Origin of the sequence: uncultured Tateyamaria sp., assembly GCF_947496075.1 — a bacterium.
GTDB lineage: Bacteria > Pseudomonadota > Alphaproteobacteria > Rhodobacterales > Rhodobacteraceae > Tateyamaria.
In genome coordinates, this window is the sequence record NZ_CANMBJ010000002.1 from 1,243,341 (window position 1) to 1,268,642 (window position 25,302).

At 55.7% G+C, this 25,302-nt stretch carries 24 protein-coding genes; 10 read left to right on the forward strand and 14 right to left on the reverse strand.

All coding sequences use genetic code 11. From position 1 onward, the window contains the following. Window positions 1-56 precede the first annotated feature (56 nt). The 4 genes from Q1A51_RS10245 to Q1A51_RS10260 are packed head-to-tail and all read left to right on the forward strand — an operon-like array spanning window position 57 to window position 3,824. Window positions 57-1,076, forward strand: coding sequence for a branched-chain amino acid ABC transporter permease (locus Q1A51_RS10245; protein ID WP_299596509.1), 1,020 nt, complete (start codon window positions 57-59; stop codon window positions 1,074-1,076). Continuing rightward, window positions 1,073-2,371 carry a branched-chain amino acid ABC transporter permease gene (locus Q1A51_RS10250; RefSeq protein ID WP_299197239.1) on the forward strand — a complete coding sequence of 433 codons (1,299 nt, stop codon included), beginning with the start codon at window positions 1,073-1,075 and terminating at the stop codon, window positions 2,369-2,371. The genes Q1A51_RS10245 and Q1A51_RS10250 overlap by 4 nt, the downstream gene beginning before the upstream one ends. Further along, complete coding sequence (locus Q1A51_RS10255) at window positions 2,368-3,123, forward strand: ABC transporter ATP-binding protein (protein WP_299596506.1); 756 nt, start codon at window positions 2,368-2,370, stop codon at window positions 3,121-3,123. The genes Q1A51_RS10250 and Q1A51_RS10255 overlap by 4 nt, the downstream gene beginning before the upstream one ends. Further along, a complete protein-coding gene (locus tag Q1A51_RS10260) occupies window positions 3,120-3,824 on the forward strand; it encodes an ABC transporter ATP-binding protein (RefSeq protein ID WP_366141795.1) in 705 nt (234 codons plus the stop codon). Before Q1A51_RS10255 ends, Q1A51_RS10260 begins: the two co-directional genes overlap by 4 nt. A gap of 88 nt (window positions 3,825-3,912) precedes the next feature. Here Q1A51_RS10260 and Q1A51_RS10265 read toward each other — a convergent pair whose 3' ends face one another. Further along, the gene (locus Q1A51_RS10265; protein ID WP_299596502.1) at window positions 3,913-4,524 is read right to left on the reverse strand and encodes a glutathione S-transferase family protein; all 612 of its coding nucleotides are present in this window, start codon (window positions 4,522-4,524) and stop codon (window positions 3,913-3,915) included. Window positions 4,525-4,601: 77 nt separating this feature from the next. Here Q1A51_RS10265 and Q1A51_RS10270 point away from each other — a divergent pair, with 77 nt between their 5' ends. Next, a complete protein-coding gene (locus tag Q1A51_RS10270) occupies window positions 4,602-5,810 on the forward strand; it encodes a serine hydrolase domain-containing protein (RefSeq protein ID WP_299596499.1) in 1,209 nt (402 codons plus the stop codon). 12 nt (window positions 5,811-5,822) lie between these two features. Continuing rightward, window positions 5,823-6,692: an acyl-CoA thioesterase II gene (locus Q1A51_RS10275; protein WP_299197120.1), complete on the forward strand. Its 870-nt coding sequence runs from the start codon at window positions 5,823-5,825 to the stop codon at window positions 6,690-6,692. On the opposite strand, the gene Q1A51_RS10280 is transcribed toward Q1A51_RS10275, so the two are convergent. Next, a complete protein-coding gene (locus Q1A51_RS10280) occupies window positions 6,689-7,453 on the reverse strand; it encodes an SDR family oxidoreductase (protein ID WP_299596495.1) in 765 nt (254 codons plus the stop codon). The genes Q1A51_RS10275 and Q1A51_RS10280 overlap by 4 nt on opposite strands. A 368-nt stretch (window positions 7,454-7,821) precedes the next feature. Here Q1A51_RS10280 and Q1A51_RS10285 point away from each other — a divergent pair, with 368 nt between their 5' ends. The 3 genes from Q1A51_RS10285 to Q1A51_RS10295 all read left to right on the forward strand — a co-directional run bounded on the left by Q1A51_RS10285 (window position 7,822) and on the right by Q1A51_RS10295 (window position 13,282). Beyond that, window positions 7,822-9,339: an ABC-F family ATP-binding cassette domain-containing protein gene (locus Q1A51_RS10285; protein WP_299596492.1), complete on the forward strand. Its 1,518-nt coding sequence runs from the start codon at window positions 7,822-7,824 to the stop codon at window positions 9,337-9,339. Window positions 9,340-9,507: 168 nt separating this feature from the next. Continuing rightward, window positions 9,508-11,334, forward strand: coding sequence for a sigma-54-dependent Fis family transcriptional regulator (locus Q1A51_RS10290; protein ID WP_299596489.1), 1,827 nt, complete (start codon window positions 9,508-9,510; stop codon window positions 11,332-11,334). A 145-nt stretch (window positions 11,335-11,479) separates the two neighbouring features. Further along, entirely contained in the window at window positions 11,480-13,282 is a 1,803-nt protein-coding gene (locus Q1A51_RS10295) for an NAD(P)/FAD-dependent oxidoreductase (RefSeq protein WP_299599622.1), read from the forward strand. 120 nt (window positions 13,283-13,402) lie between these two features. Here the strand turns inward: Q1A51_RS10295 and Q1A51_RS10300 are convergent, their stop codons facing one another. The 5 genes from Q1A51_RS10300 to dctP all read right to left on the reverse strand — a co-directional run bounded on the left by Q1A51_RS10300 (window position 13,403) and on the right by dctP (window position 19,086). Continuing rightward, a complete protein-coding gene (locus tag Q1A51_RS10300; protein WP_299596486.1) occupies window positions 13,403-14,917 on the reverse strand; it encodes a malonyl-CoA synthase in 1,515 nt (504 codons plus the stop codon). Between the two features lie 16 nt (window positions 14,918-14,933). After that, window positions 14,934-16,172 carry a malonyl-CoA decarboxylase gene (locus Q1A51_RS10305; protein ID WP_299596483.1) on the reverse strand — a complete coding sequence of 413 codons (1,239 nt, stop codon included), beginning with the start codon at window positions 16,170-16,172 and terminating at the stop codon, window positions 14,934-14,936. Further along, window positions 16,169-17,485: a TRAP transporter large permease gene (locus Q1A51_RS10310; RefSeq protein WP_299596480.1), complete on the reverse strand. Its 1,317-nt coding sequence runs from the start codon at window positions 17,483-17,485 to the stop codon at window positions 16,169-16,171. The genes Q1A51_RS10305 and Q1A51_RS10310 overlap by 4 nt, the downstream gene beginning before the upstream one ends. Next, window positions 17,485-18,033 carry a TRAP transporter small permease gene (locus tag Q1A51_RS10315; RefSeq protein ID WP_299596477.1) on the reverse strand — a complete coding sequence of 183 codons (549 nt, stop codon included), beginning with the start codon at window positions 18,031-18,033 and terminating at the stop codon, window positions 17,485-17,487. Before Q1A51_RS10315 ends, Q1A51_RS10310 begins: the two co-directional genes overlap by 1 nt. Window positions 18,034-18,099: 66 nt before the next feature. Continuing rightward, window positions 18,100-19,086 carry a TRAP transporter substrate-binding protein DctP gene (gene dctP / locus Q1A51_RS10320; protein ID WP_299596474.1) on the reverse strand — a complete coding sequence of 329 codons (987 nt, stop codon included), beginning with the start codon at window positions 19,084-19,086 and terminating at the stop codon, window positions 18,100-18,102. Between the two features lie 140 nt (window positions 19,087-19,226). Here dctP and Q1A51_RS10325 point away from each other — a divergent pair, with 140 nt between their 5' ends. After that, window positions 19,227-19,874, forward strand: coding sequence for a GntR family transcriptional regulator (locus Q1A51_RS10325; RefSeq protein ID WP_299596471.1), 648 nt, complete (start codon window positions 19,227-19,229; stop codon window positions 19,872-19,874). Window positions 19,875-19,965: 91 nt separating this feature from the next. Here Q1A51_RS10325 and Q1A51_RS10330 read toward each other — a convergent pair whose 3' ends face one another. The 7 genes from Q1A51_RS10330 to thiM are packed head-to-tail and all read right to left on the reverse strand — an operon-like array spanning window position 19,966 to window position 25,260. Then, the gene (locus Q1A51_RS10330) at window positions 19,966-20,697 is read right to left on the reverse strand and encodes an ABC transporter permease (RefSeq protein WP_299596468.1); all 732 of its coding nucleotides are present in this window, start codon (window positions 20,695-20,697) and stop codon (window positions 19,966-19,968) included. Beyond that, on the reverse strand, window positions 20,694-21,422 hold the full coding sequence (locus Q1A51_RS10335; protein WP_299596465.1) for an ABC transporter ATP-binding protein: 729 nt from the start codon (window positions 21,420-21,422) through the stop codon (window positions 20,694-20,696). The genes Q1A51_RS10330 and Q1A51_RS10335 overlap by 4 nt, the downstream gene beginning before the upstream one ends. Continuing rightward, a complete protein-coding gene (gene tenA / locus Q1A51_RS10340) occupies window positions 21,419-22,105 on the reverse strand; it encodes a thiaminase II (protein WP_299596462.1) in 687 nt (228 codons plus the stop codon). The genes Q1A51_RS10335 and tenA overlap by 4 nt, the downstream gene beginning before the upstream one ends. Next, complete coding sequence (locus tag Q1A51_RS10345) at window positions 22,102-23,040, reverse strand: ABC transporter substrate-binding protein (protein WP_299596459.1); 939 nt, start codon at window positions 23,038-23,040, stop codon at window positions 22,102-22,104. Before Q1A51_RS10345 ends, tenA begins: the two co-directional genes overlap by 4 nt. Then, the gene (gene thiD, locus Q1A51_RS10350) at window positions 23,037-23,855 is read right to left on the reverse strand and encodes a bifunctional hydroxymethylpyrimidine kinase/phosphomethylpyrimidine kinase (protein ID WP_299596456.1); all 819 of its coding nucleotides are present in this window, start codon (window positions 23,853-23,855) and stop codon (window positions 23,037-23,039) included. Before thiD ends, Q1A51_RS10345 begins: the two co-directional genes overlap by 4 nt. Next, on the reverse strand, window positions 23,852-24,490 hold the full coding sequence (thiE, locus tag Q1A51_RS10355; RefSeq protein WP_299596453.1) for a thiamine phosphate synthase: 639 nt from the start codon (window positions 24,488-24,490) through the stop codon (window positions 23,852-23,854). The genes thiD and thiE overlap by 4 nt, the downstream gene beginning before the upstream one ends. Further along, window positions 24,487-25,260 carry a hydroxyethylthiazole kinase gene (gene thiM / locus Q1A51_RS10360; protein WP_299596450.1) on the reverse strand — a complete coding sequence of 258 codons (774 nt, stop codon included), beginning with the start codon at window positions 25,258-25,260 and terminating at the stop codon, window positions 24,487-24,489. Before thiM ends, thiE begins: the two co-directional genes overlap by 4 nt. Window positions 25,261-25,302 lie beyond the last annotated feature (42 nt).

Genomic DNA, 25,302 nt, shown 5'->3' on the forward strand with positions numbered 1-25,302 from the left:
GTTTCGTTGGCCCCGCATTTTTCTTCTGACCAAAAATACCACGGGGAGTTTGAGGGGTGGAACCCCTCATTCTCAAACAGAAATCGCGTCGCGCAAGCGGCATTGGGATCACGCCTGATATGGACCTTATCCTCGTCAATCTGATCGATGGACTTGTGACCGGCCTGCTGCTTTTCATGCTGTCGGCTGGTCTGACGCTGATCTTTTCCATGATGGGCGTGCTCAACTTTGCCCATGCCAGTTTCTACATGCTGGGCGCATATTTCGCCTTCCAGATCAGTCTGTATATCGGTTTCTGGATGGGCTTGCTCATCGCGCCGCTTGTTGTTGGTGTGCTCGGAGCAGGTGTGGAACGCTATGGGCTTAGGCGTGTGCACCAATATGGCCACGTGCCAGAGCTGATCTTTACCTTCGGACTCGCGTTGCTGATCGAAGAGGTGGTTCAGTTCATCTGGGGCAAGAACCAGATGCCCTATGCCACGCCCGAAATCCTGCAATTCACCGCGTTCTCCATCGCGGGCAATTCCATCCCTGCCTACAAGATCTTCATGATCTTCATTTCGATCGCGATCTTTATTGGATTGCTTTACGTCCTGACGCGGACACGCGTTGGCATGATTATCCAGGCCGCCCTGACATATCCCAAAACGGTCGAGGCTTTGGGGCACAATGTGCCGTTGATCTTCATGGGTGTGTTTGGCGTCGGTACGGCGCTGGCTGGCGTGGCTGGCGTCATCGCTGGGCCCGTGCTGGGCACATTCCCGGGTATGGCCTTTGTCCTTGGCTCAATCGTCTTCGTCACAATCGTCATTGGCGGGCTGGGCTCGCTTTGGGGCGCGCTTGTCGCTTCTTTGCTCATCGGTTGGATCACCACCTTTTCCAAAGCTTATAACCTGCGGATGGAAGACCTGCTCACATGGGCAGGCTTTACCAAACCCGAACCGATCTGGGACAGCGCGTGGCGTGATTTATGGTCGATCACCAGCCCGCAGATTGCGGACATCCTGCCGTACATCCTTATGGTTTTGATCCTGATTTTCCGTCCTTATGGCCTGTTCGGAAAGCGTGACGCATGACAGATCAGTTCACCTCAGACCCGTCAAAACCAGCACAACGGATGCGCGCCGGCTCCATGGTCATCCCACTGGTGCCGTGGGGGATCGCAGCAGTATTGCTGATGGTTCTGCCGTTCATTTTTACGGCCAATTCTGCCATAACCATCATGAACCAGATGGCCATCACGATCATCTTTGCGCTGGCATACAACATGCTGCTGGGGCAGGGCGGCATGCTGTCCTTCGGTCACGCAGTCTACGCCGGTGTCGGTGGGTTCGCCTGTGTTCACATCATGAACATGGATGACTTCTTTGCCGGTATCCCGCTGCCCCTTCTGCCCATCTTTGGCGGGCTCATGGGCATGGGTTTGGCGACCATCGTTGGCAGCTTTTCGACCCGCAAGGCGGGCACGGTTTTTGCCATGATCAGCCTGGGCGTGGGCGAGTTGATCGCGGCCTGTTCCGTCATCATCGTCGCCTTTTTCGGTGGCGAAGAGGGGATATCGGGCGACCGCACTTACGGCATGCCGTTCTTCGGCGTCGAATTTTTGCAACAGATCGAGGTCTACTACCTGATCGCTGCATGGCTCTTGATATCTGCTGCATTGATGTATCTTTACTCCCGCACTCCGCTCGGCCGTATGGCGAACGCCGTACGCGACAACCCCGAGCGGGCCGAATTTCTGGGCTATTCCGCGCGCTGGGTCCGCTTCTTTTCCTTTGTCGCATCCGGTTTTTTCGCAGGGGTCGCGGGCGCGCTTTTTGCCGTCAACTACGAGATATTGACCGAAGAAAACTTGAACACCACGCAGTCCGGGCTCATCCTGCTTGCCACCTTCTTGGGCGGTGTCGGTTTCTTCTTTGGACCTATTCTGGGCGCCATAGTGTTCACCTTGGTGCAGACCGTGCTGAGCCTGCAAACCGAACTGTGGGGGTTTTATCTTGGCATCGTCTTTGTCGTGACGGTGATGTTTTTTCCCGGTGGGCTCGCAGGGCTGATCATGATGCATGTGCCAGCCATGCGCCTTGGCAAGCTGGGTCGGCTAGGCATACCCTACCTCAAGACGCTAGGGGCTGGTGCCGTTGGATGCTTGGGGGCCGCCGCGCTGATCGAGATGACGTTCCATCTGCGTCATGCAAGTGCGGGCGATCATAGCATGACCCTTTATTGGATCACATTCGACAGTCACACCATGCTGCCTTGGATTGTCGCGATCGCTGTCACCCTGATCGGCTTTGGCATCGTGCGCGCCACGGCACCCGCACTGGCCGAGGCGTGGAATGATGCCAACACTCCCGACGGAGCCCCACGATGAGCGCCGCGCTGGAACTGGACGGACTCAAGAAGTCCTTTGGCCAAACCGAGATCATTCGCGGTGTGGACCTCAGCATCGGCAAGGGTGAACGACACGCGATCATCGGACCTAACGGCGCGGGCAAGTCGACTCTGTTCAACTTGATCACTGGCCGCTTTCCCCAGACCGAGGGCGCCATCCGCCTTCACGGTCAGGACCTCGCCGGCAAGGCCCCCTTCGAGATCAACCGCATGGGTCTGTCCCGCAGTTTTCAGATCACTAACATCTTCCCCAAGATGACAGTGTTTGAAAATGTTCGCTGTTCGTTGCTGTGGTCCATGGGATACCGCTATAATTTCTGGTCCATGGTTGGGCGCTCCCGCGCACTGACGAAAGGGACCGATGAAATCCTCGACCAGATCAACCTGACGGCCCGCCGCGATCTGCCCGCGGGTGTGCTCAGCTACGCCGAGCAACGCGCGTTGGAGATCGGGATTACGATAGCCGGTGGTGCAGATGTGATTATGCTGGACGAACCCACCGCCGGGATGAGCCATTCGGAAACCGACTACATCGTCGATTTGATCCGCACCGTGACAACGGGGAAGACATTGATCATGGTTGAGCATGATATGGGCGTGGTCTTTGGCCTTGCAGATCAGATATCGGTATTGGTCTACGGCGAAATCATCGCGACCGGCACACCTGAAGCCGTTCGTGCAAACCCCAAGGTTCAGGAAGCGTACCTTGGTGAAGCATTGGAGACGCACTGATGCTCGATGTTGCTGACCTGCATGCCTATTACGGCAAGTCCCATATCCTCCAGGGCGTTAATATCCAGATCGCCGAGGGAGAGATTGTTGCGCTGCTGGGCCGAAACGGGGTGGGGCGCTCGACCACGTGCAAGGCTGTGATGGGGGAAGTGGAACCGCATGGTTCGGTGAAGTTCCGCGGGCAGGAGATTGCGGGCAAGAAAGCCTACGAGGTTGCCAATCTCGGGATTGGGTACGTGCCCGAAAACCGGGATATCTTTCCGGGGCTCACGACCCGTCAGAACCTGATCTTGGGCCTCAAACCCGGTCAAAAGGATGGGCAGGGACGTTGGTCGATGCAGGACATGTTCGACATGTTCGAAAACCTTGCACACCGGGCTGATGTCGAGGCGTCTGTGCTGTCAGGTGGTGAGCAGCAGATGCTGACCATGTGTCGGACTTTGATGGGCGATCCGGACCTCGTGATGATTGACGAACCGACGGAAGGTCTATCGCCGCAAATGGTGCAACGGGTCGCACAACTGCTGCAGGAGATTGCGGCACGAGGGATTGCAACACTGCTTGTCGAACAAAAACTGTCCATCGCTTTGGATATCGCGCACCGCGTCTATGTCATGGGACATGGGCAGGTCGTGTTTGAAGGCACACCCGCAGAATTGAAAGCACGTGATGACATCCGTAAGGAGTGGTTGGAAGTCTGACTATCTTCTGAGCGAAAATATCAACGGGGGCGGTAGCCGGGCGGAGGAAGCGACACCAGAATGTCGATGTAGCGTCGCTGCCTTCGGACTAAAGTGCAGCGGCCTTTTTGTACGCTGACCGTGTTGTCAGTCGATCAACGTACTGAACCAACCGCGGCATCTGAGACATGTCGATCCCAATACCTTTTGCAGAAATCGCCGCCGATCCTGTCATGATGTCAGCTGCAGAAAAGTCACCGGCCAGATAGTCCCGACTGTCCAGAGCGGCATCGACGGGCACCAACATCTGTCCAAGCAGCTTTTTCGCGCGTTTGGCATGGATTTTGGACTGCCGTTCGGGCGGCAAGAAGAATGTTTCGACCATATAGCTGTTCACCTGCGGCATCAGCATACCCTCGGAGTAATGCAGCCATTGCAAATAGTTGGGATAATCCGCGCTGCTCTCAGCCGGTCGAAACCGACCGTCGCCATGGCGTGCGAGCAGGTATTCAAGGATCGCGCCGCTTTCCATGATCTGCACATCGCCATCAACCAGCACCGGCACGCGGCCCATGGGATGAATGTCGGCGCGGTATTCAGGGCTGCGCATGGCAGGATCGCCGAGGGCGTAGGACACAAGCTCATAATCGAGGCCCATCTCCTCCAGCAGCCATGCCACACGTATCGCCCGGCTGCGCGGTGCAAAGTAAAGCTTGAGCATTGAGATCCTCCCTTTGTTTCAGGCTATTCCCCAGTCTTTTGTCTTGGCAAGGCGGCAAGGCCCCGTATCGTGGTGATATGTCACTGACGCTAGATTCACGCCGCCTTGCCCGTGTTCAGAATTGGGCAGATCGCTATACATCCGACCAGAGACTTGCAGGCTTGTCTGTCTTAATCCGTCAGCACGGAAAGGAAGTTTGTTACGCTCAATCCGGTGTGCGGGATCTTAAAGCCGGGGCTGCTTTTGATCGGAACACTGTGGCGCGCATCTATTCGATGACCAAACCAATCACGTCGCTGATCCTCCTGATGCTGGTTGAAGAAGGCTTGCTGCATCTGGATGCGCCGCTGTCCCGTTTTCTACCCGCGTTTTCCGATATGCGTGCCCTTCGACCCGGGGCGGTTGATCTGTCGCAAACCGAACCCTGTGTCACCCCCACTTTGCACCACTTGCTCACTCATCGATCTGGTTTGAGTTACCCATTCAATCCGGGTGTTCTGCCAGAGGCGATGGCAGAGCAGGATTTGCTGTTTAAACCCACAGCGGGCACGTTGGCCGAACAATGTGACGTGCTGGCCGAACTGCCGTTGGCTTTTTCGCCCGGGCGGCGTTGGGAGTATTCGGTTGGCATCGATGTCATTGGCCGAGTGATCGAGGTGGTCACCGGCCAAGCGCTTGATCAAGTCTTTCGCGAACGGGTGCTGGACCCACTGGGTATGGGGGACACCGGGTTCTCGGTTTCGGATGGAACGCTTGACCGTTTTGCCAGCCTGTATACTCCGCTGGCCGGGGATGCCATGGACTTGAACGCTGCCGCAAACGGTGACAGTTCGCTCAGGCTTTTTGATGCTGCTGCAAACTCTCCGTTCCGGCGCACCACCTGTTTCAGCGGTGGCGGCGGCCTGGTCGGGACAATCGACGATTACATGTCGTTCGCCGAATGCTTGCGGAACCGAGGGCAGGGGCTGATATCACCGTCGACGGCCGATTTCATGATGTCGAACCATTTGCCCGGAGATATCGCCAGCCTTGGCCCCGCGAGCTTTGCCGAACAACCGATGGACGGCATGGGGTTTGGGATTGGCGGTGCGGTCGTTATCGACCCGGCCCGCAGCCGCGTACCTTCGTCGATTGGTGATTTCAGCTGGGGTGGTATGGCATCTACGTTCTTCTGGGTCGACCGTGTACATGATGTAAGCGTCGTCTTCTTCACCCAACTCAGCCCGTCCTCCAGCTACCCGGCACGGGCCGAACTCAAAGCGCTGGTGCATGGCGCATTGATGTGACAGGAAAAATCCATGACAGATGCACATCAGACGTTGTTGGACCTTCTCGCCGTAGAGCGGCTTGAAGTCGATTTGTTCCGTGGAACCGGGCAGGGTGGCGAGACACCCACGCGTATTTTTGGCGGTCAGGTGATCGGGCAGGCATTGGCGGCAGCTTATCGCACAGTCGAGGACCGGTTGTGCCATTCGTTACATGCTTACTTTATCCGTCCGGGCGATCCGTCCATCCCGGTCATCTACCAGGTCGACCGGGCACGCGACGGTGGCAGCTTTACCACACGCCGCGTCGTGGCAATCCAGCATGGGCGGCAGATCCTGAACATGTCTGCGTCCTTTCACGCGGATGAGGACGGCTGGTCGCATCAACACCCCATGCCGGATGTAGAAGGTCCGGACCACCTGTCCGACCGTACAACGCTGCGCGAAGCCGTGGTGGATCGGATACCTGAGAAGTTCCATGAAGAGTTCCTGCGCCCGCGTCCGATTGATATCCGAGAGGTTGCGCCGCGTGATTTCTTCGCGCCGGACCCGATGGATGACCGCAGTCACCTTTGGTTCCGCATGGCTGCGGCGCGCGGGATCAGTCCGCAATTGCAACATTGCCTTCTGGCCTATGCGTCGGATCTGAACCTATTGGGGACGGCATTGCGGCGCCACGGACAAACCTGGTTCACTGGGCGTGTGATGGCGGCCAGTCTTGATCATGCCATGTGGTTCCATGCGCCTGCGGAATTCTGCGACTGGCACTTGTACACCATGGACAGTCCGTGGTCAGGCAAAGGCAGGGGCTTTAACCGCGGCATGATCTACGACAAGAACGGAACGCTAGTCGCATCGGTTGCGCAAGAAGGGCTTATTCGCCCAATCACGCCGAAGAGTTAACCGCTGTAAGCGCGGTTCAATTTTTGCATGCCAGCAATCCAACGGTCATAATCCCCCGTCTTAAGCTGCATGTACTTCAGTACGTTCGCGTGCGGTAGAACCAGAAATGTCTCATCCCGGATGGCATCGACACAGGCACGCGCGGCATCTTCGGGTTCAAGCATTCCGTCTATGGCTGCTACATGGTCTTCGTGACCTTCGGTCATTGCGGTGCGAACCGCTTGGGGGCACAAGACCGATACCTTGATACCGGCATCGCCATGCGTGATGGCCAACCATTCGGCAAGTCCCACGGCCGCGTGCTTTGTCACACCGTATGGAGCTGATCCAATCTGGTTCAGAAGACCGGCAGCAGAAGCGGTGTTCAGCAGATAACCGCCGCCACGCTCTGTCATGCGCGGCACAACGTGCCGTGCCGCCCAGACATGCGCCATCACGTTGATATCCCACAAACGTTGCCAGTCTGCATCTGGCGCCTCTGCGCCACCTTCGACCAAAACACCTGCGTTGGAGCAGAAGATGTCGATCGGGCCGACAGACGCTTCGGTTGTTTCTATCAGGGACTTGATCTGTTCCTCGTTTGCGACATCAACTTTTGCCGCTGTGCCTTTGATTTTATTCGAGGTTTCCTCGGAGCCTACGATATCACGGTCAGCGCAAATGATGTGTTCGGCGCCCTCATTTGCAAACGCATAACAGAGTGCACGGCCTATACCTCCGGCTGCACCGGTGACGACGATAATCTTGTCTTTGATATCCATGAGCAACCTCGATGCCGGTGCGTCGAATGAGGCACTATCACACAGTAAGTCGCATCGGTTTTGATGCCAAGTCAGGCTGTTAGCGATTGTTGGAGTAGGCCGTTGCTTGGCGTCTGATACCTTCCGCTGGTCAGTCGGTGTAAGTCAAAGCAGATGTTTGCCAAATGGGCGAATGGGCGTTAGTGTCGTAGTTCGAGAAACATAGTCACAATGGGAGGGCACAAGCTGAGCATGCGCATCACACGTCGACTTCAGCATGGTCCCCGCGTCGCCCTGTAAATTCGTTTGCAGGGCTGACCAAAGGTAATCTCACCACCCGGTCTGCCCAAAGCCGCGCTGCGGCACCCATTCCGTGTTCCGAGATTCCTATGGCTATCCTGCATTCAAACGCTCTGGCGGTAACTCTGAGCAGTACGCTCTTTTCTGACCTCAGCTTTACAATTTCCAAAGGCAACCGCATCGGTCTGGTTGCACAAAACGGCAGCGGAAAGTCGACACTTCTGTCCTGTCTTGCCGGGGAGATTGACCAAACCAGCGGCGAAATCACGCGGGCCCGTGGGCTGCGCATTGGCTTTGTAACGCAAGACCTTCCAACACATGCGTTGTCCTACACGATGTATGATTGGGTATTGGCGGCGCTTCCATCTGAACAGGTTGATTATGAAAGCTGGCGTGTCGACGTGGTGCTGAATGATTTGTCCGTTCCATATGAGTTCCAACACAGATCACTGGCAGAGCTTAGTGGCGGGTGGCAACGCATGGCGATGCTTGCGGCCGTCTGGGTCAACGAGCCGGGTTTGTTGCTGCTGGACGAGCCCACCAACCACTTGGATTTGCAGCGTATCGCTGCTCTTGAGAGCTGGATGGCCGCGTTGCCCAGTGATTTGCCAGTGTTGATGACTTCGCATGACCGGGCATTCCTGGATGCTGTGACCAATGGCACGCTGTTCTTGCGCCCAGAGCAGTCGCGCTTCTTTGCGTTGCCGTTTTCGGCTGCCCGCGCGGCCCTCGAAGAAGCCGACATGGCGGACGCGCGTCGGTTTGCCAATGATCTAAACAAGGCGCAGCAGCTACGGAAGCAGGCGGCGAAGTTGAAGAATGTGGGTGTGAATTCCGGCTCTGATCTGCTGTTGACCAAGACAAAGCAGCTGACCGAGCGAGCTAACAAAATAGAAGCCGCCGCAAGACCTGCGCATAAGGGTAAAAACGCAGGAGACATCAAGCTATCGAACAGCGGAACGCACGCCAAAGCATTGATTGCCCTTGATGACGTTGTAGTCAAAACCCCAGACAATAGGTTGCTATACAGAACCGGAAAGAAATGGATATCGCCGGGTGATCGGGTCGTGTTGTTGGGTGCGAACGGTGCGGGCAAGACCCAAATGGTCAAGATGATCGCACGCGCTTTGGACGGTGAAGACACAACAATTAGATGCGCGGCATCTGCCGTCGCCGGGTATTCTGATCAGCATCTCAGCCAGCTTTCAGACGACGATACACCCATGCGCGCTGTGACACACAACTTCGACATCGGTGATCAACGGGCGCGGGGGGTATTGGCCGGTGCGGGCGTCAGCTATCAGATGCAGGATACAAGGATTGGAGCCCTGTCCGGTGGGCAGAAGGCGCGGCTGACCATGTTGGTGCTTCGCCTGAAAAACCCGAATTTCTATCTGCTTGATGAACCCACGAACCATCTGGATATCGACGGTCAAGAAGCGTTGGAGAATGAACTGATTGACCGCGATACATCCTGTCTGCTGGTCAGCCATGACAGACGTTTTCTGCGAAATGTAGGCAACCGGTTTTGGTGTATTCAAGGACAGGCTTTGCAAGAGGTCGATAGCCCGGACGACTTCCTCAACGCCGAAATGCAAACACCATAAATCACGGTTGATGTCGTGTGATCCTGCACAAGAGACGCATCCGTAATTACAGGGCGATGTCGATCCGCCTGTTCGCTAAAGCACCGGCTGCATCGCCGTATTGGACAAACGCGCCACAGACAATATCCTGACACTGAGGTCGAGAGCAGAACCGTTTTGGAGGAAACGATGTCTGCAGTAGAACATATCAAAGAGATTGAAGCCGCTCTGTCGGAACGCCCAGTGCAACGCGACGACTTTGTCGTTGCGTCATGGCGCAGATGTATCGAACAGCATGGGCTTGATCCAACCAAACCAACGCCAGCGTATATTCTGCCGGAACGCCAACTCCGACATCATCAGCAGCAGGCCGAGCGATTGACCTCAATTGCACGGTCTGGGTTGGAAGACCTGTTTCAACAGGTTGCAAGCCAGAACTACGTCTTGTTGCTCGCTGATGCACAAGGTGTCACCGTCGACTACTTTGGCGATGCAAACTTTGAGGACGATCTGCGCGCGTCGGGATTGTTTCTCGGGTCGTCGTGGTCCGAAGCACAATCGGGGACAAATGGCGTGGGCGCTTGTATCGCAACCGGCAGGGCGGTGACAGTTCATCAGGAAGATCATTTTGATCTGCACCACGTTCCGCTGAGTTGCAGCGCAGCCCCCATTTATGATCTCAGTGGCAGTTTGGCCGCTGTTCTGGATGTATCATTGCTACGATCTCCACAACCAAAGGCGACGCAGGCGCTGGCGTTGCACATGGTCAAAACAGCGGCGCGGCGTATCGAGCTTGCCAACCTGATGGCTGAGATGAGCACACATTGGGTGTTGCGTTTTTCTCGACGCCCGGAGTTTGTAGATGTGGATCCAGATGGCGCGCTGGCCATCGATAATTCTGGAACGATCATTGGTGCTACGCGACAGGCTCAACGCATTTTGTCCGGTCCTGTGGGCAGTGCGGTCGTTGGAAAGTTACTGAATTCATTTCTGGATCTTGAAATAGATGACCTTCCCACGTTCTCCAGAAGCCGTCCCACACGGGAGCGATGTGTGTTCCTTAAATCGGGTGATGTCGTCTATGCACATGCAATAGCTCCACAGCCTGCGACCCGCCTCCGCAAACTCCCTTTGTCGGCAAAACTGTCGAATGCATTTGCGACTTTGCACTGTGGCGACCCCAAGGTTGAACAGACGCTGAGCAAAGCAGAGCGCTTGGCAGCGAATGACGTGCCGATCTGGATTACAGGTTCGAGCGGAACTGGAAAAGAGCGACTGGCTCGCGCCATTCACAAAAAACGTGATGAGCGTGCTCCATTTGTCGTCGTTCAATGCGCAGATTTCCCAGGGCGCCATTTGGAAACTATCCTTTTTGGGGACAACAGCGGTGATGGCGGTCTTGTTGCTCGTGCGCGGGATGGTGTGCTGTTTCTCGATGCGGCAGATGAAATGCCAGCAACCGTTCAGGCACGTCTGGCCCGTGCGCTCACGGACGATGGAATACGGCCCACAAGCGGCGCCAACCCAATTGCCATCAAAGCCAAGATTATCTCAGCAAGCACTGTACCACTGTCCGAATGCGAGATGCGCGACGACTTGATATTTCGATTGGGTGGCGCGTGCCTTGATCTTCCGGACCTTGATGACCGTACTGACATTGACGGTCTTGTCGACAAGATCATGCGGCTGGCTGGCATTGCTTCACCAAAAACGTTCACGATCTCCGAGGGTGCTCGATCTCATCTTAGGAACCGCAGATGGCCCGGCAACATCAGGGAGTTGAGGAACACGTTGCGTGTTTCGATGGCGCTGAGTGACGATGGTTTCATTGACATTGAACATATCCCGAAGCCGGTGATCCATCCGAAAACTGACCATGCTGCAGGCTGGGTTGCAGATCTTGAACGCTGTTTGAGTGAATGCGGGTGGAACATATCGCGCGTGGCGCGCTTGCGTGGCGTGGACAGAACAACGATCCACCGACAAATGAAACGCGCAGGGATCAGGCGCCCCTGATGCCACAGGGTGTGGCGTTGCATCAGAATGCAACAGAATTTCAACTCCATTCGCGCTGCGTCGCAGCGGGGCCGTACGCTTTGGATAGGTCTCTTGAACGCCCCCGGCAATGATCGCCTTCAAACAATGGGAGGAGGATCATTTCATGCTGGATACATCACATAGTGACCAAGTCGAGGAAACACTGAACCGGTTCGGCGATGCCTTGGAAAATGGTCGAGTGGATGAGTTCGTGTCCATGTTCCAGGCCGATTGCTTTTGGCGCGATCTGGTTTCGTTTACGTGGAACATCCGCACGATGGAGGGGCAGGATGCGATCCGCGACATGCTGCAAGCTCAGCTTTCAGCAATCAAACCTAAAGGTTGGCAAGTTGCAGAAGGCGAGGCTGTCACTGAAGAAGGCGGCATTGTAACCGCATGGATTACGTTCGAAACCGATGTGTCACGAGGCTATGGCCTTATCCGTTTGAAAGACGGATTGATCTGGACGCTGCTCACGTCAATGACAGAGCTGAAAGGTCACGAAGAGCCGCTTGGCTATGAAAGACCACTGGGTGCCAAGCATGGTGTGGGAAAAGGTCGGAAATCCTGGCGCGAAGAACGCGATCAGGAGATTGCCGAGCTCGGCCATTCTGTCCAGCCCTACACCGTGATCGTCGGAGGCGGGCAGGGTGGAATTGCGCTTGGTGCACGGCTGCGTCAGCTTGGTGTGCCCACAATCATTATCGAGAAAAACGACAAACCTGGAGACAGTTGGCGCAACCGCTACAAGTCGCTCTGCCTGCATGACCCGGTCTGGTACGACCACCTTCCTTATCTGCCGTTCCCATCAAACTGGCCCGTCTTTTCGCCCAAGGACAAGATCGGCGATTGGCTGGAGATGTACACCAAGGTCATGGAGTTGAACTATTGGACCAAGACCACGGCGAAATCTGCCAAGTTCGATGAAGGCTCCAAAGAATGGACTGTAGTGGTTGAGCGTGACGGTGAAGAAATCACATTGCGACCAAAACAACTGGTGATGGCCACCGGGATGTCAGGCAAGGCAAACGTCCCGAGTTTCCCCGGCATGGATAAGTTCAAGGGAGATCAGCATCATTCATCCAAGCATCCGGGTCCCGATACCTACAAGGGGAAGAAAGCTGTTGTCATCGGGTCCAACAACTCCGCCCATGATATCTGTGCCGCATTGTGGGAAAATGATGTTGACGTAACAATGGTTCAGCGGTCGACAACCCATATCGTCCGATCTGATCCCCTCATGGAGATCGGCCTGGGCGATCTCTATTCAGAGCGGGCCCTCGAAGCTGGCGTGACGACCCAGAAGGCGGACATGATCTTTGCCTCCTTGCCTTACAAGATCATGCACGAGTTCCAAAAGCCCGTGTATGACAAGATCAGGGAGGTCGATGCGGACTTCTATGCAGGTCTTGAAAAGGCCGGGTTCCAACTGGATTGGGGGGCTGACGGATCGGGCTTGTTCATGAAGTACCTGCGTCGTGGCTCCGGTTATTATATCGACGTAGGGGCCAGTCAATTGATCATCGACGGCAAGATCAAGCTTGCCCATGGCCAGGTCAGCGAAGTGGTTGAAGACGGGATATTGCTTGAGGATGGCACGAAGCTCGAAGCCGATCTGATCGTTTATGCGACAGGCTACGGTTCAATGAATGGTTGGGTCGCTGATTTGATTGATCAGGACACGGCAGACAAGGTTGGCAAGTGCTGGGGTCTTGGCTCCGACACACCCAAGGACCCGGGCCCTTGGGAAGGGGAGCAGCGCAACATGTGGAAGCCAACACAGCAGGAGAACCTTTGGATGCATGGTGGCAACCTGCACCAGTCACGACACTATTCGCAGTACCTCTCTCTGCAACTGAAGGCGCGATATGAGCGGATCGACACGCCCGTTTACAAATTGCAGGCCTCTCACCATCTGGGTCGCTAATCAGTGTACCCGGGGCAACACGTGTTACCTGGGTACCCGCTTACGAAATTGTGAAACAGATTTCACGCCCTATTGGGCGCCGGAGCGGTTCACCCAAGCTGTGGGAGTGAGCCGATCATTTCACTTGGTGAAGGTATCGGCAAATTGCTCTCTCAACGCCTTCTTCTGAACTTTCCCCATCGTGTTTCGGGGAAGTTCAGGAAGTATGACGAGCTTTTTTGGCTGCTTGAAGCGCGCAAGCGAAGAACCGATTTCGGCGGCTATGGCATCGAGATCGGGCTGGCGGTCAGGCATCGCAACAATAATGCCGAAGACACTTTCGCCAAAATCTCTGTGCGGCACCCCGATCACGGCGCTTTCGAGAACGCCGTCCTGCTCATCCAAGATCAACTCTATCTCCTTTGGATAGATGTTGTACCCGCCCGAGATGATCAGATCTTTGTTGCGCCCAACGATTGTTACGTAACCGTCCTCGTCAATCGTTCCCAAATCACCAGTGATGAAAAATCCGTCTGCACGCAGTTCTTCGGCCGTCTTTTCAGGCATCTGCCAGTATCCCTGGAAGACATTTGGACCGCGTACTTCTATCTGGCCGATGTCTCCATTCGGCAGTGACACACCGCTCTTGGGATCAGTGATCTTCAACTCAACTCCGGGCAGAGGAATGCCAACGGTTCCAGCGCGGCGCTCTCCCGCATAGGGATTGGACGTGTTCATGTTGGTTTCGGTCATGCCGTATCGTTCGAGGATGCGATGGCCTGTCCGTTCTTCGAACTGGATGTGTGTTTCGGCCAGTAGTGGGGCGCTGCCGGATACAAACAGCCGTATATGAGTTGTGAGGTTTTTCGTAAAACGGGCGTCTCCCAAAAGGCGCGTGTAGAACGTTGGCACACCCATCATTGTAGTTGCATTCGGCAGTTGGGTGATCAGCTGGTCCAAATCGAATTTTGGCAAGAAGATCATCTGGCCGCCGCACAGCAGGGTGATATTGGTTGCTACGAACAAACCGTGCGTGTGAAAGATTGGAAGGGCGTGGAGCAAAACATCCTGTGAGGTGAAACGCCATTCCTTTTGCAGCACCTGAGCGTTGGACAGCAAGTTGCTTTGAGTCAGCATGGCCCCTTTGGACCGTCCAGTCGTGCCGGAGGTGTACAACAGTGCTGCAAGGTCGCTGCCCGTGCGAGATACGGTTTCAAAAGATTTCAAGTAGGGCGCTGCGTTGTCCGCAAATGAACCTGAACCATCCGCATTCAGAGTCTCCAGCTTCGCCCCGCACCGTTCTGTGATCGCAGCCAGAGCATTGCGTTTACTGCCCTCTACAAGCACCAGGCGTGCGCCGCTGTTTTCGACAAAATAGGCCACCTCGTCCGGGGTGTAGGCCGTGTTCAGCGGTAAGAAGACCAAACCAGCCTGTACACACGCGGCGTATACAGCCAGCGTTTCTGGAGACTTGGCGGTTTGAACAGCAACCCGATCTCCGGCCGTCAGGCCCATATCGGCCATCAAACCTGCATACTGTGCTGCGATGTCCAGAAAAGCTTCGTAGGTGAGCGAAAGGCCTCCGGGTAAATGCAGGAACACCGCATCGCTTGCGCGGTGCTGACCAAACAGTGTGTCGTAGAGTGGGTTGGGCATCGGTCGCTTTGACTACCTAAGTTTTGGTTGAGAGCGTGGAACTGAGCGCGCGGACGTCGGATGACGCTGCCACTGTTTTGTGGGTCACGAAGTGCTCGTGGTTCGTTGTGATGCGAGAAAGGTCATAGATATAGTTCACCATGGCACCAGACGATTGTCGTATTCCATTGTCGGACAAATCCGCATCGGCATGGACCGCATGTACCGATGCACCGTTTCCCAAATGAAAGCGTGCAACTGGGTCCACGGGTAGTCCATCCTCGCGCTTTGCTTCTAGCAGATAATGCGCGACCTTTACCTCAATGGACGCGTTTTGCAAAAGCGGAGCATCCGCCCGGTTCAGCCATCTTGTCAGGCCGGGGATTGGCGACAGGGTCACAAATGTCTGAAGGTTTGAAAGGTCACGAGACAGGTCCGCAACCACCTGTTTGATCAACGAATTTCCGAATGAAATGCCCGCAAGCCCATCCTGGCAATTGGAGATGGAATAGAACACTGCGGTGTCAGCCTCTTCGGCATCGATGGGATTGCGCCCATCAGCCAGAAGGTTCTGAATGGAATTCGGGATGCCCTTGGTCAGCGCGACTTCGACGAAGATCAAAGGCTCATCCGGTATCGCGGGATGAAAGAACCCAAAACACCTGCGGTCCGAAGGTTGTAGGCGGCGGCGCAGGTCTTCCCAGCTGTCGATCGCGTGGACAGCTTCGTACGCGATGATCTTTTCAAGGATTTCGGCGGGGCTTGCCCAGTCGATGGGGCGCAGCACCAGAAAGCCGCGGTTGAACCATGATGCAAACAGATGTTGGAAATCCACATCAAGGGGCTCCAGCACTGGAGCGTCACGCATCATACGCAAGAGATCTTTGCGCATGGATACCAAGTGCCGTGTCCCACCCGGTACTTGATTCAAACGACGCAACAGCTCTTGCCGTTTCGGTTCACTGGCGCGCACAAATTCACGATAGCTGCGCTTGGAAGGTGTTTCCTTGTAGGTCTTGAGGCTTTCGACAACATCCACTGGATCGATTTCCAGATCACGCATCATGAATTCAAAGAACGCCTGCTTAAGCTGGTCATCGCCGCCGCTGTATTGATCCAATATAAGCCTTGCGAGCGTACTGCCGGAAACTTCCCCGCGCGCGCTCAGCAGATCTTGGGCCAATTCGGTTATGGCACGCCCTTGCGCATCAGATGACACGGCACGTGCATAGCGCCGCTCGAAAACCGTGGAAATGAGATCAGCGAAGTAGCTCATATCGCGGTGCCCATTACAGCGTTGGGTAGCCAAGTGGCCAAACCCGGGAAGATGCACAAAAGGATGATCGCAATCACCATGCACGCCACAAATGGAAGCGATCCCTTGAGGATCGTCTTGAGCGAGATGTCGGGTGCAATCCCATTAATAACATAGAGGTTCAACCCAACGGGGGGGGAGATCAACCCGATTTCCATGTTGATGGTCAGCACCACAGCAAACCAGATTGGATCAAAGCCCGCTGTTGTGATGATCGGCAGCAGAATGGGTGCCGCCATGAGGATCACGGCAACCGGTGGCAAGAAGAATCCGGCAATCAAAAGGAAAATGTTGACCGCTCCCATCAGCACCCAGGGATTCACGTCCAATGTACCAATCCACGCCGCAATGGACTGCGTGATGAAAAGGCTGGACAGCATGTAGGAAAAGACGCCTGCCGCTGCGATGATGAACAGGATCATCACGCTTTCCTTCGTGCTGTCGCGCAGCACCATCCACAGGTCTTTGGGGTTCCAAAGCCTGTAGATGATCATCGCGATCATCAGGCACAAAAGGGCTCCGACGGCAGCCGTTTCAGATGGCGTAGCGACCCCTCCGTACATCGCATAAAGCACGCCAATGATGATGAAAATGAAAGGCAGGACGCGCGGCAGTATCTCGAGCTTTTGCCTCCAAGTGTAATTTGTGTGCGCCAGCAAGGCGCGATTACCTGATTGCCAAGTGGAGTAGAGAGACCACACCATGAACAGGCCCACCAGCATCAAACCCGGGATAACGCCCGCGAGGAAAAGGCGCCCAATGGATTGCTCGGTCGCGATGCCATATACGATCATTGTAACGGATGGCGGGATCAGGATGCCGAGTGTGCCACCGGCAGCAATGGAACCTGCCGCGACACCATCCGGATACCCGCGCTTGCGCATCTCGGGAATACCCATCTTGCCAATCGCGGCACAGGTGGCCGGGCTTGACCCGGACATAGCAGCAAAGAGGGCGCAGGCCCCGAGGTTCGAGATCACAAGCCCCCCCGGAACGCGGGTTAGCCAACGTTCAAGGGCCTCATAGAGGTCGGCACCCGCCCGCGTTGACGCGATGGATGCCCCCATTATGATGAACATCGGGATCGACAGCAGGGCAAAGTTGTCCAGCTTTCCGAACAGGATCTCTGGCATCAATTCGAGGGATCGGACACCGTCAAAAACCATGATGAAGCCCGTGGAGACAATCAGAAGCCCCAGAGCTACGGAAACGCCCGAGAACAAGACCAGGATCGTGCAGACCGCGACAAGTGCGCCAAGCGTGAGCGGGTCCATTACACGTCCTCCAGGCCGAACGGCTTCTCAATCCCGAGCAGCATTGCGACCATGTCAGCAATCAGTTGCAGCAGGAATAACCCGAAACCCACAGGCAAGGCGAGGTAGGGTATCCACAGTCGGACACCCCAAACCGTGTCCGAGCGCCAGTTGCGTTCCCATGTCAGATGCCAGAACTCGTAACTGTACCAGAGCATGATCGTCACCATGATGATGGACAGCGAAAGTGTGAAAACGGCGAGGGCAAAGCGCAAACGTTTGTTCAAGGCCAATGGCACAAGGTCCACGTTCACGTGCCCGCGCAGGCGCTGGACATAAGGCAGCCCGATTAATGTCGCGCCGATGGCGAGATAGATGACGGCCTCTGTTTGCCAGATGGTCGATCCATTCAGAACGAAACGAATGAAGATCATTTGGCAAGTTATTGCAACAGCGGCAACAATCATCGCCGCAGAACACCAACCTGCCAGTGTGGATAGTGCAGCCACGAAGCGCAGAAACGGATTATTGCCGGTGCGCGCAATCGCGGCGGAGCTTTGACCCGCCATCATGATGTCCTTGGAAAAAACTGTTGGGGAGGGGCCGCCGGTTCGGGCGACCCCTTGGCAAAGATGTTAGTCGACGGCCAGCGCCATATCCAAAAGTTCTTGACCGCCTTCGACTTCGGACACGAACTTGGCATAGGATGTTTCCTGAGCCAGAGCGCGCCAAGCTTCGAAATCTTCGGCTGACATCTGTGCGATTTCTACGCCAGCGTCTCGGAACACTTGCTCCGATGCTGCATCCTGCTTCTTGGCTTCCTCAAGGTAGAAGGCCTGCGCCTTGGCCGATGCGCCAAGCAGCGTTTGTTGTTGCTCAGGTGTCAGCGCATCGAAGCGCGATTTGTTCATGAGCAAAGGTTGATACATGAACCACAGAGCAACATCGCCGGCTGGTGTATAGCAACTGACCTGTTCATAGATGCGGTAGGACACAAACGACGATGACGACGTATTTGCGGCGGTCAGAACACCCGTCTGCATCGCGTTGTAGATTTCAGACGAGGCCATGGACGCAATGGATGCCCCGGCCCCGGCCAGCATTTGCTCAAAGGCCTTGCCTGCCGCACGTGTCTGCAGACCCTGCACGTCTTGCGGCTTTGTGATGCACTTGTCCTTACCGACAAACCCACCGGCCAGATAGCCGTGAACCAGAACCATCACGTCGTCATCGGCCATCTTCTCTTCCAATGCCTCCATGAAAGGCGACTCACTGAGACGTGCGGCGTGGTCATGGTTCTTAACCATGCCGGGCATAAGCGTCAGGTTGAAAGCGGGTTGTTGGCCACCGGCATAGCTGAGTGGCAGCACGGTCATGTCCAACTGGCCGCGGCTTAGTGGTCGATATTGCTCACGTGGTTTGAATAGCGATTTTGAGCCAAAGATCTGGATTTCGAGATCAACGTCAGCGGCTGCCACTTCGTCGGCAACCATCTGGGCCACTTGATGGCGTACGTCTTTGTTGGACCATTGATGCGATAGACGAAGTGTTTCCGCGCTTACGGTCGACGCGGCAGCGACGCACGTCGCAATGGCTGCGGCTGTGAGTGATTTGAATTTCATGTTGTCCTCCCTAGGCGTGAATCAACGTTCGTGGGTTGAAACTGCACTTCAACGCTTCCACACCGTGCATAACAAGTCAACTTTCTTGTATACAATATTAAGGTGGTTGCATTTGAGGGGGCAAATGGTAAACCTCCTTTATGGATATCAGGCGCGCAGATCAGATTGCAGCATCCCTTGAGCAACTTGTTTTCTCAGGGGAATTTCGCGATGGCGAACGACTGGATGAACTGCGGTTGGCGGAACAGTTTCATGTATCGCGGACGCCCATCCGCGAGGCACTTCAAGTTCTGGTGACGTCTGGGTTGGCTGAACAGGTGCCTCGTCGCGGTGTGTTTATCCGTCAACCTGGTCCTGTCGAGCTGATGGAGATGTTCGAAACCATGGCCGAGATCGAAGCAGTGTGCGGGCGCCTGGCTGCCATGCGTATGACGGATCAAGATATTGAAGCGCTGACGGCTGCAAATGAGCGATGCCAGGAAGCCATTCAAGACTCCGATCCTGACCGCTACTATTCAGAGAACGAAACGTTCCACCAAATCATCTATCGTGCCTCGACGAACAGCTTTCTCGAAAAACAAGCGCTTCAACTTCAAAACCGCCTTAAGGCATATCGCAGGATCCAGCTTCGGTTTCGAGGCAGGCTGGAGCAGTCCATGAGCGAGCACTCAGAGGTTCTGCTTGCGCTGCAAGAGGGCAACGCCGACAGAGCTGCATCGGTGCTACGCAGTCACGTTGCTATCCAAGGTGAGAAATTTCACCAGCTTGTTGCCAGTTTGAAACGCTGAAATCCATCAGCACCATGACTTACCAGTTTTGGACTTTGGGCCAAGTTCTAATGTACGAACAGCGGTGGCTTTGATGGTGTTGGTGCCGCGTTCAATTCTGCTGCAACCCCACTGCCGCTTTTGTCACGCCAAAGTGCAGCGTGGCTGTCATCACGGCCAAGACAATCAAGCTTGCAAACATCAGGTCTGTCTTTGCCCGCCCGTTCGCCAACAACATTAGATATCCGAGACCTTTCGACGCGCCGACCCATTCACCAATGACCGCGCCGATTGGAGCGTATACGGCAGCGAGGGTCAGCCCGGTTCCCAATGACGGAAGAGCATAGGGTATTCTGATCCTTTGCATGATATGCCTTTTGCTCGCGCCCATGGTTCGTGCCAGGTCCAACACGTCTGGTGGGATGCGGGTTAGTCCATCATAGAATGCGCTGGTGACCGGAAAATATATGATGAGGACCGCCATCACGATCTTTGACGCAATGCCGTACCCAAACCACAGCGTCAGAATAGGGGCGAGAGCAAAAACAGGAACGGCCTGCGTGAATACCAGGAGCGGCATGAACAACCGGTGCAGCCGGGGAAAAAGTGCCAGTTGGATTGCGGTGAATGCTCCCAAACATGAGCCAATCAACAGGCCCAATAGAACTTCGGTCAGCGTGATGCTGGCATGTTCCATCAGCAAAATGCGATTGTCCCAGGCGGCGGCAGCGACTCTGGATGGCGGCGGCAGGATGAAATTAGGAACGTCAGTGACCCAAACCACTCCTTGCCATAAAAGCAGTCCGAGGGCAGAGGCACCAATCGTGTAACCCAGCCTGCTCACATTAGCCCCCGCAAGACGGAGAGAAGATCACTCTGGCAAGTGACGGTATCCGGCGCAAAGGAGTCGCGGACCGGTGGATTGGCGGGCACAGGCCATTTTTGCACTGATGTTCGCCCAAGAACAATGATCTGATGACCCAGGCGCACCGCCTCCGTCGGGTCGTGGGTGACAAGAAGTACTGTCTTCCCAACCAGCACCTCGGCAGCCAGTTCCTGCATTTCGGCGCGGCTACTGGCGTCAAGAGCCGAGAACGGCTCGTCCAGCAAAACGATGGGTCGGTCTTCCATTAGTGTACGGGCAAGCGCGTTACGCTGGCGCATCCCACCCGACAGCTCCCTGGGTTTCCTTTTAAGGTGGTCGGCAAGACCTACACGTTCAAGCAGGTTCTTAGCGCGCAGAAAATCAGGTTGCTTTCCGCGGAGGCGTGCGCCCAGAACCGTGTTCTCGATTACGGTAAGCCAAGGCAGCAATAGGTCCATTTGCGCCATGAAACTCACCCGGTTGTTGACGGGGTGGTGGTCAGACGCGGCGATCGTCCCTTGGAAAACTCCGCCGCACTCCAATCCTGCCGTCAAGCGCAGAAGCGTTGATTTTCCGACGCCGGAGCGCCCCAGAACACAGGTCCATTGACCTGCGTTCAGTGTCATTTCCAAAGGCCCAAACAAAGGCAGGCCGTCGATAGAGCAGGAGCCGTTGATATGGATAGATGGGGCTGTCGGTGTCACGCTGCCCGCATTCCCATATCCCAAAAGCGCACCTCCAACTCTGTGGCTGTGGTAAAGCGCTGCTGCAAGTGTTCCCACCGAGCGGCTTGTTGCGGGTTTTCCCCCAAACGGCGCGCGACGGCAGCGTCTATCATGCGTCCTACATTGGCTATGACTTTTTGATAATCCTCGCCCGCATAAGTGTTGATCCAGTCATGATAGGGCGCATCGGCGGCAGCATCTTGCGCCAAGCGCGCCCCGATCTCTCCATAGCCAAAACAGCAAGGGGCCAATGCGGCCATCAGATCCAGAAAATCCCCCTGTAGCCCGGCATCCATCACGTAACGCGTGTAGGCGAGATTTTCGAACTCCTCGGATGCGTTGAACAATGTAGCTTCATCAATCCCTTCGGCTGCACATGTTTTGATGTGCAAAGCCATTTCGTGATTGACCAGGGCGTCGACGGTGCCTGCGCAGACTCTCATTTCATCCAGTGTTTCCGCTTTGACGACGCCGAGGGACCATGCGCGAGCGAAGTGGACGAGAAAGACGTAATCCTGGATCAGGTAGTGTAGAAACGCGGGGCGGGGCAGGGTGCCCTCGCGCAACCCCTCGACAAATCTGTGATGCGTGTAAGCCCGCCATGTGTCAGGGTAACCGCTGCGCCACATTGCAAAAGTCTTTCCGTACGGCTGCGTAATCATTGCGCCATCACATCGATAGCTATGTCAGAAACCGGATTAATGTTTGGGATCAGGCCTGCTTCGAACAAAAAAGTTTCGAAATTGGCGTAACGACCGACATCCACCGCCGAGGGACGCAAGGCAAACCGGGGCAATGTGTCTGCCCACGCACGTCTGTTGAGTTCGTCCTGCAACTCAGGCGCCGTGCCCGAAAAAATCTCCCAGCTCTCTTCTGGGTGATTGATGATGTATTGTGTCGCCTTTTCCGTGGCAGCCAGGAAACGCTGGATCTGGTCAGAATTCATTGTGCCCGGGTTGGCGATGTAGATCAGTTCATCGTAAGGCGGCAGCCCTTCTTCCTCGACGTAGAAGCAGCGGCCGGGTACGCCTTCGATATCCATCTGGTTCAGTTCAAAATTGCGGAATGCGCCGATGACTGCGTCCACCTGACCTGACATCAAAGATGGTGATAGTGACCAGTTCACGTTGATCAGTTCGACATCGTCCAAGCTTAGTCCATGGGTGTTCAATACATGACCCAAAACGGCTTCTTCTACACTGCCGACGGAAAAGCCCACCTTGCGCCCTTCGAGATCGGCTGGCGACGCGATTGGACCGTCATCAAGTACCAAAAGGCAATTTAGCGGTGTTGCGACCAGCGTACCGACGCGTTGTAAAGGCAGTCCTTCGTGAATTTGCAGGTGTAGCTGAGGTTGATACGAAATCGCCATGTCAGCTTGACCAGCTGCTACAAGCTTTGGTGGATCAGACGGATTGGCAGGGGCAATGATCTCAACCTCCAAATCCACGTCTGCGAAGAAACCTTTCTCTTGTGCAACGATCACCGGTCCATGGTCGGGGTTCACAAACCAGTCCAGCAGAAGAGTCATTTTGTCTTGAGCCCAAAGTGGCGTTGCGCAGATCGACAGGGCGGCTGCGATGACAATCGGTATCATGCGTGAGTTCCTTCCACGTCGGCGTAGAAAGCCGCGAAATGGTGTGTGGGTCCGTGTCCGTGTCCGACCGCAAGGTCATCTGCACGGGCAATGGCGCTGGTGACGTAGCTTTTGGCAGCTGTGACCGCAGCGGGGAGGTCTTGCCCCTTGGCCAGCTGCGCTGCCAATGCCGAAGACAGCGTGCACCCCGTCCCGTGGGTATTCCGGGTCTTTGTTCGGGGGCTTTCGAACCACCTGACATCTTGGCCTGTGACGAGGCAATCGGGGCTGTCGGGGCCGCCAAGATGGCCACCTTTCATCAAAACTGCGCCCGGTCCGCATCGGGTCAAAGCGCGGCCTTGCGCTTCCATTTCGGTCCGCGTGGCCGCCGTTTTGGTCCCCAATAGATGCGCTGCTTCTGGCAAGTTGGGGGTTAACAGCGTTGCCTGTGGCAACAGTTGATTCCGGACAACGTCCACAGCGTCGGCCTGAAGAAGCTCGGCGCCGCCCTTGGCAATCATGACAGGGTCAACGACGACCGGAGCCTTACAGGTGTCAAGCGTGGTCACAACGGCTTGGGCGATCTCTGCATTTGCGATCATCCCAATTTTCACGGCATCCACTCGAATATCGGTGAAGATCGCGTTGATTTGAGCCATGACGAAGTCTGGTGGTACGAGATGAATGCCGGTGACACCTCGTGTGTTTTGCGCCGTCAAAGCCGTCAGCGCTGCCATTGCAAATGCGCCATTTGCGGATATTGCTTTGATATCCGCTTGAACACCCGCGCCACCGGACGGATCCGACCCCGCGATACTCAGGACATTGGGTATCATAATTTTGCCTCCGTTTCTGCGAAAGCGCGCGCAGCGGCTGTCGCATCCGGTTGACCACAAATGGCGGAAACCACAGCCAGCCCATCGGCGCCGCTTTCAAGAACTGCACGCTGGTGTTTTGCCTTCAGCCCGCCGATCGCGACGTTGGGTAGTGGAGACTGTGCGACCAATCCCGCCAAGCCATCAAAGCCGATTGGTTGCTTGTGATCAGCCTTGGTTGTCGTGCCAAAGACAGGACCAAGCCCGAGATAATCCGCGACTGCGGGATTGACCGCGTGCACGGCTTGGGCATTCTCACAAGAGAGCCCAAGTATTTTATCCGGCCCCAGCATCGCGCGTGCGTCAGCGGCTGATATGTCGCCCTGACCGACATGAGCCCCATCCACATCCGCTGCAACCGCAGCCTCGACGTCATCGTTGATGACCAGAGGGACGCCCGTGCCAGACAGGACGTCCCTCAACGCGCGTGCCATGTCGATGCGGGCCGCGGTTGTCGCATGCTTGTTGCGCAGCTGAACCATTGTGACGCCGCCTGCAACGGCTTGTCGCACTGTGTTTTCTAAGCCTGCAGTGCTGCAAAGCTGTGGATCGGTCACGAGGTACAGACGCAAGCGCGGCCGAAGATCCGGTATCATGTGACGGCCCCCGCCAAGTCGGCAGGCTGAGTAGTTGCCAGCGCATCAAGGAAATGCATTTGAAAGCTGCCGGGCCCCTGTGCCTTCGACGCCGCCTGTGATCCGGCAACTTTGAAATGCGACAAAGCACCGACGGCTGCATCGTATGCGGGACCTGCTGCAGCATATGCACCCATCAGCGCGGCCTGAGCGCATCCCAAAGCAGTGACCTTGGGCATGATCGGCGAGCCGCCTTGAACCCGGGCCGACTGAGAGCCATCGGTTACGAAATCAGTCGGACCGGTTACGGCAATTACTGCGCCATATCTTTCAGCGAGGTTTTGCGCTGCGCCTTTTGCAGCTTCGACCGCATCCCCACTGTCAGCCCCTTTGCCAGCGCCGGACTCTCCGGCAAGTGCCAGTATCTCGGATGCATTTCCGCGAATGATGGTTGGACGTAACGCCAGCAAATCCTGGGCGACGGCCTTGCGATATCCACTGACGAAATGCGCAACAGGGTCGAACACCCATGGTATGTTACTGTCATTGGCCAATTGTGCGGCCGCCAGCATGCTTGCCACCCAAGAGGTGGAAAGTGTTCCTATGTTGATTGTCACGGCCGCGCATACTGGTGTGAAATCCGCAATCTCTTCCGGAGCGTGCACCATTGCGGGTGATGCGCCCGCAGCGAGAACAACATTCGCAGCAACGTTCATCGCGACATAATTGGTGATGCAGTGCACCAAAGGGTTCTTATCGCGAAGGGGTGTCAATACGTCTTGGTAAGCCATAGTGTCTCCGTTTTCGCAGACGAAAATGGAGACGTGTCACCT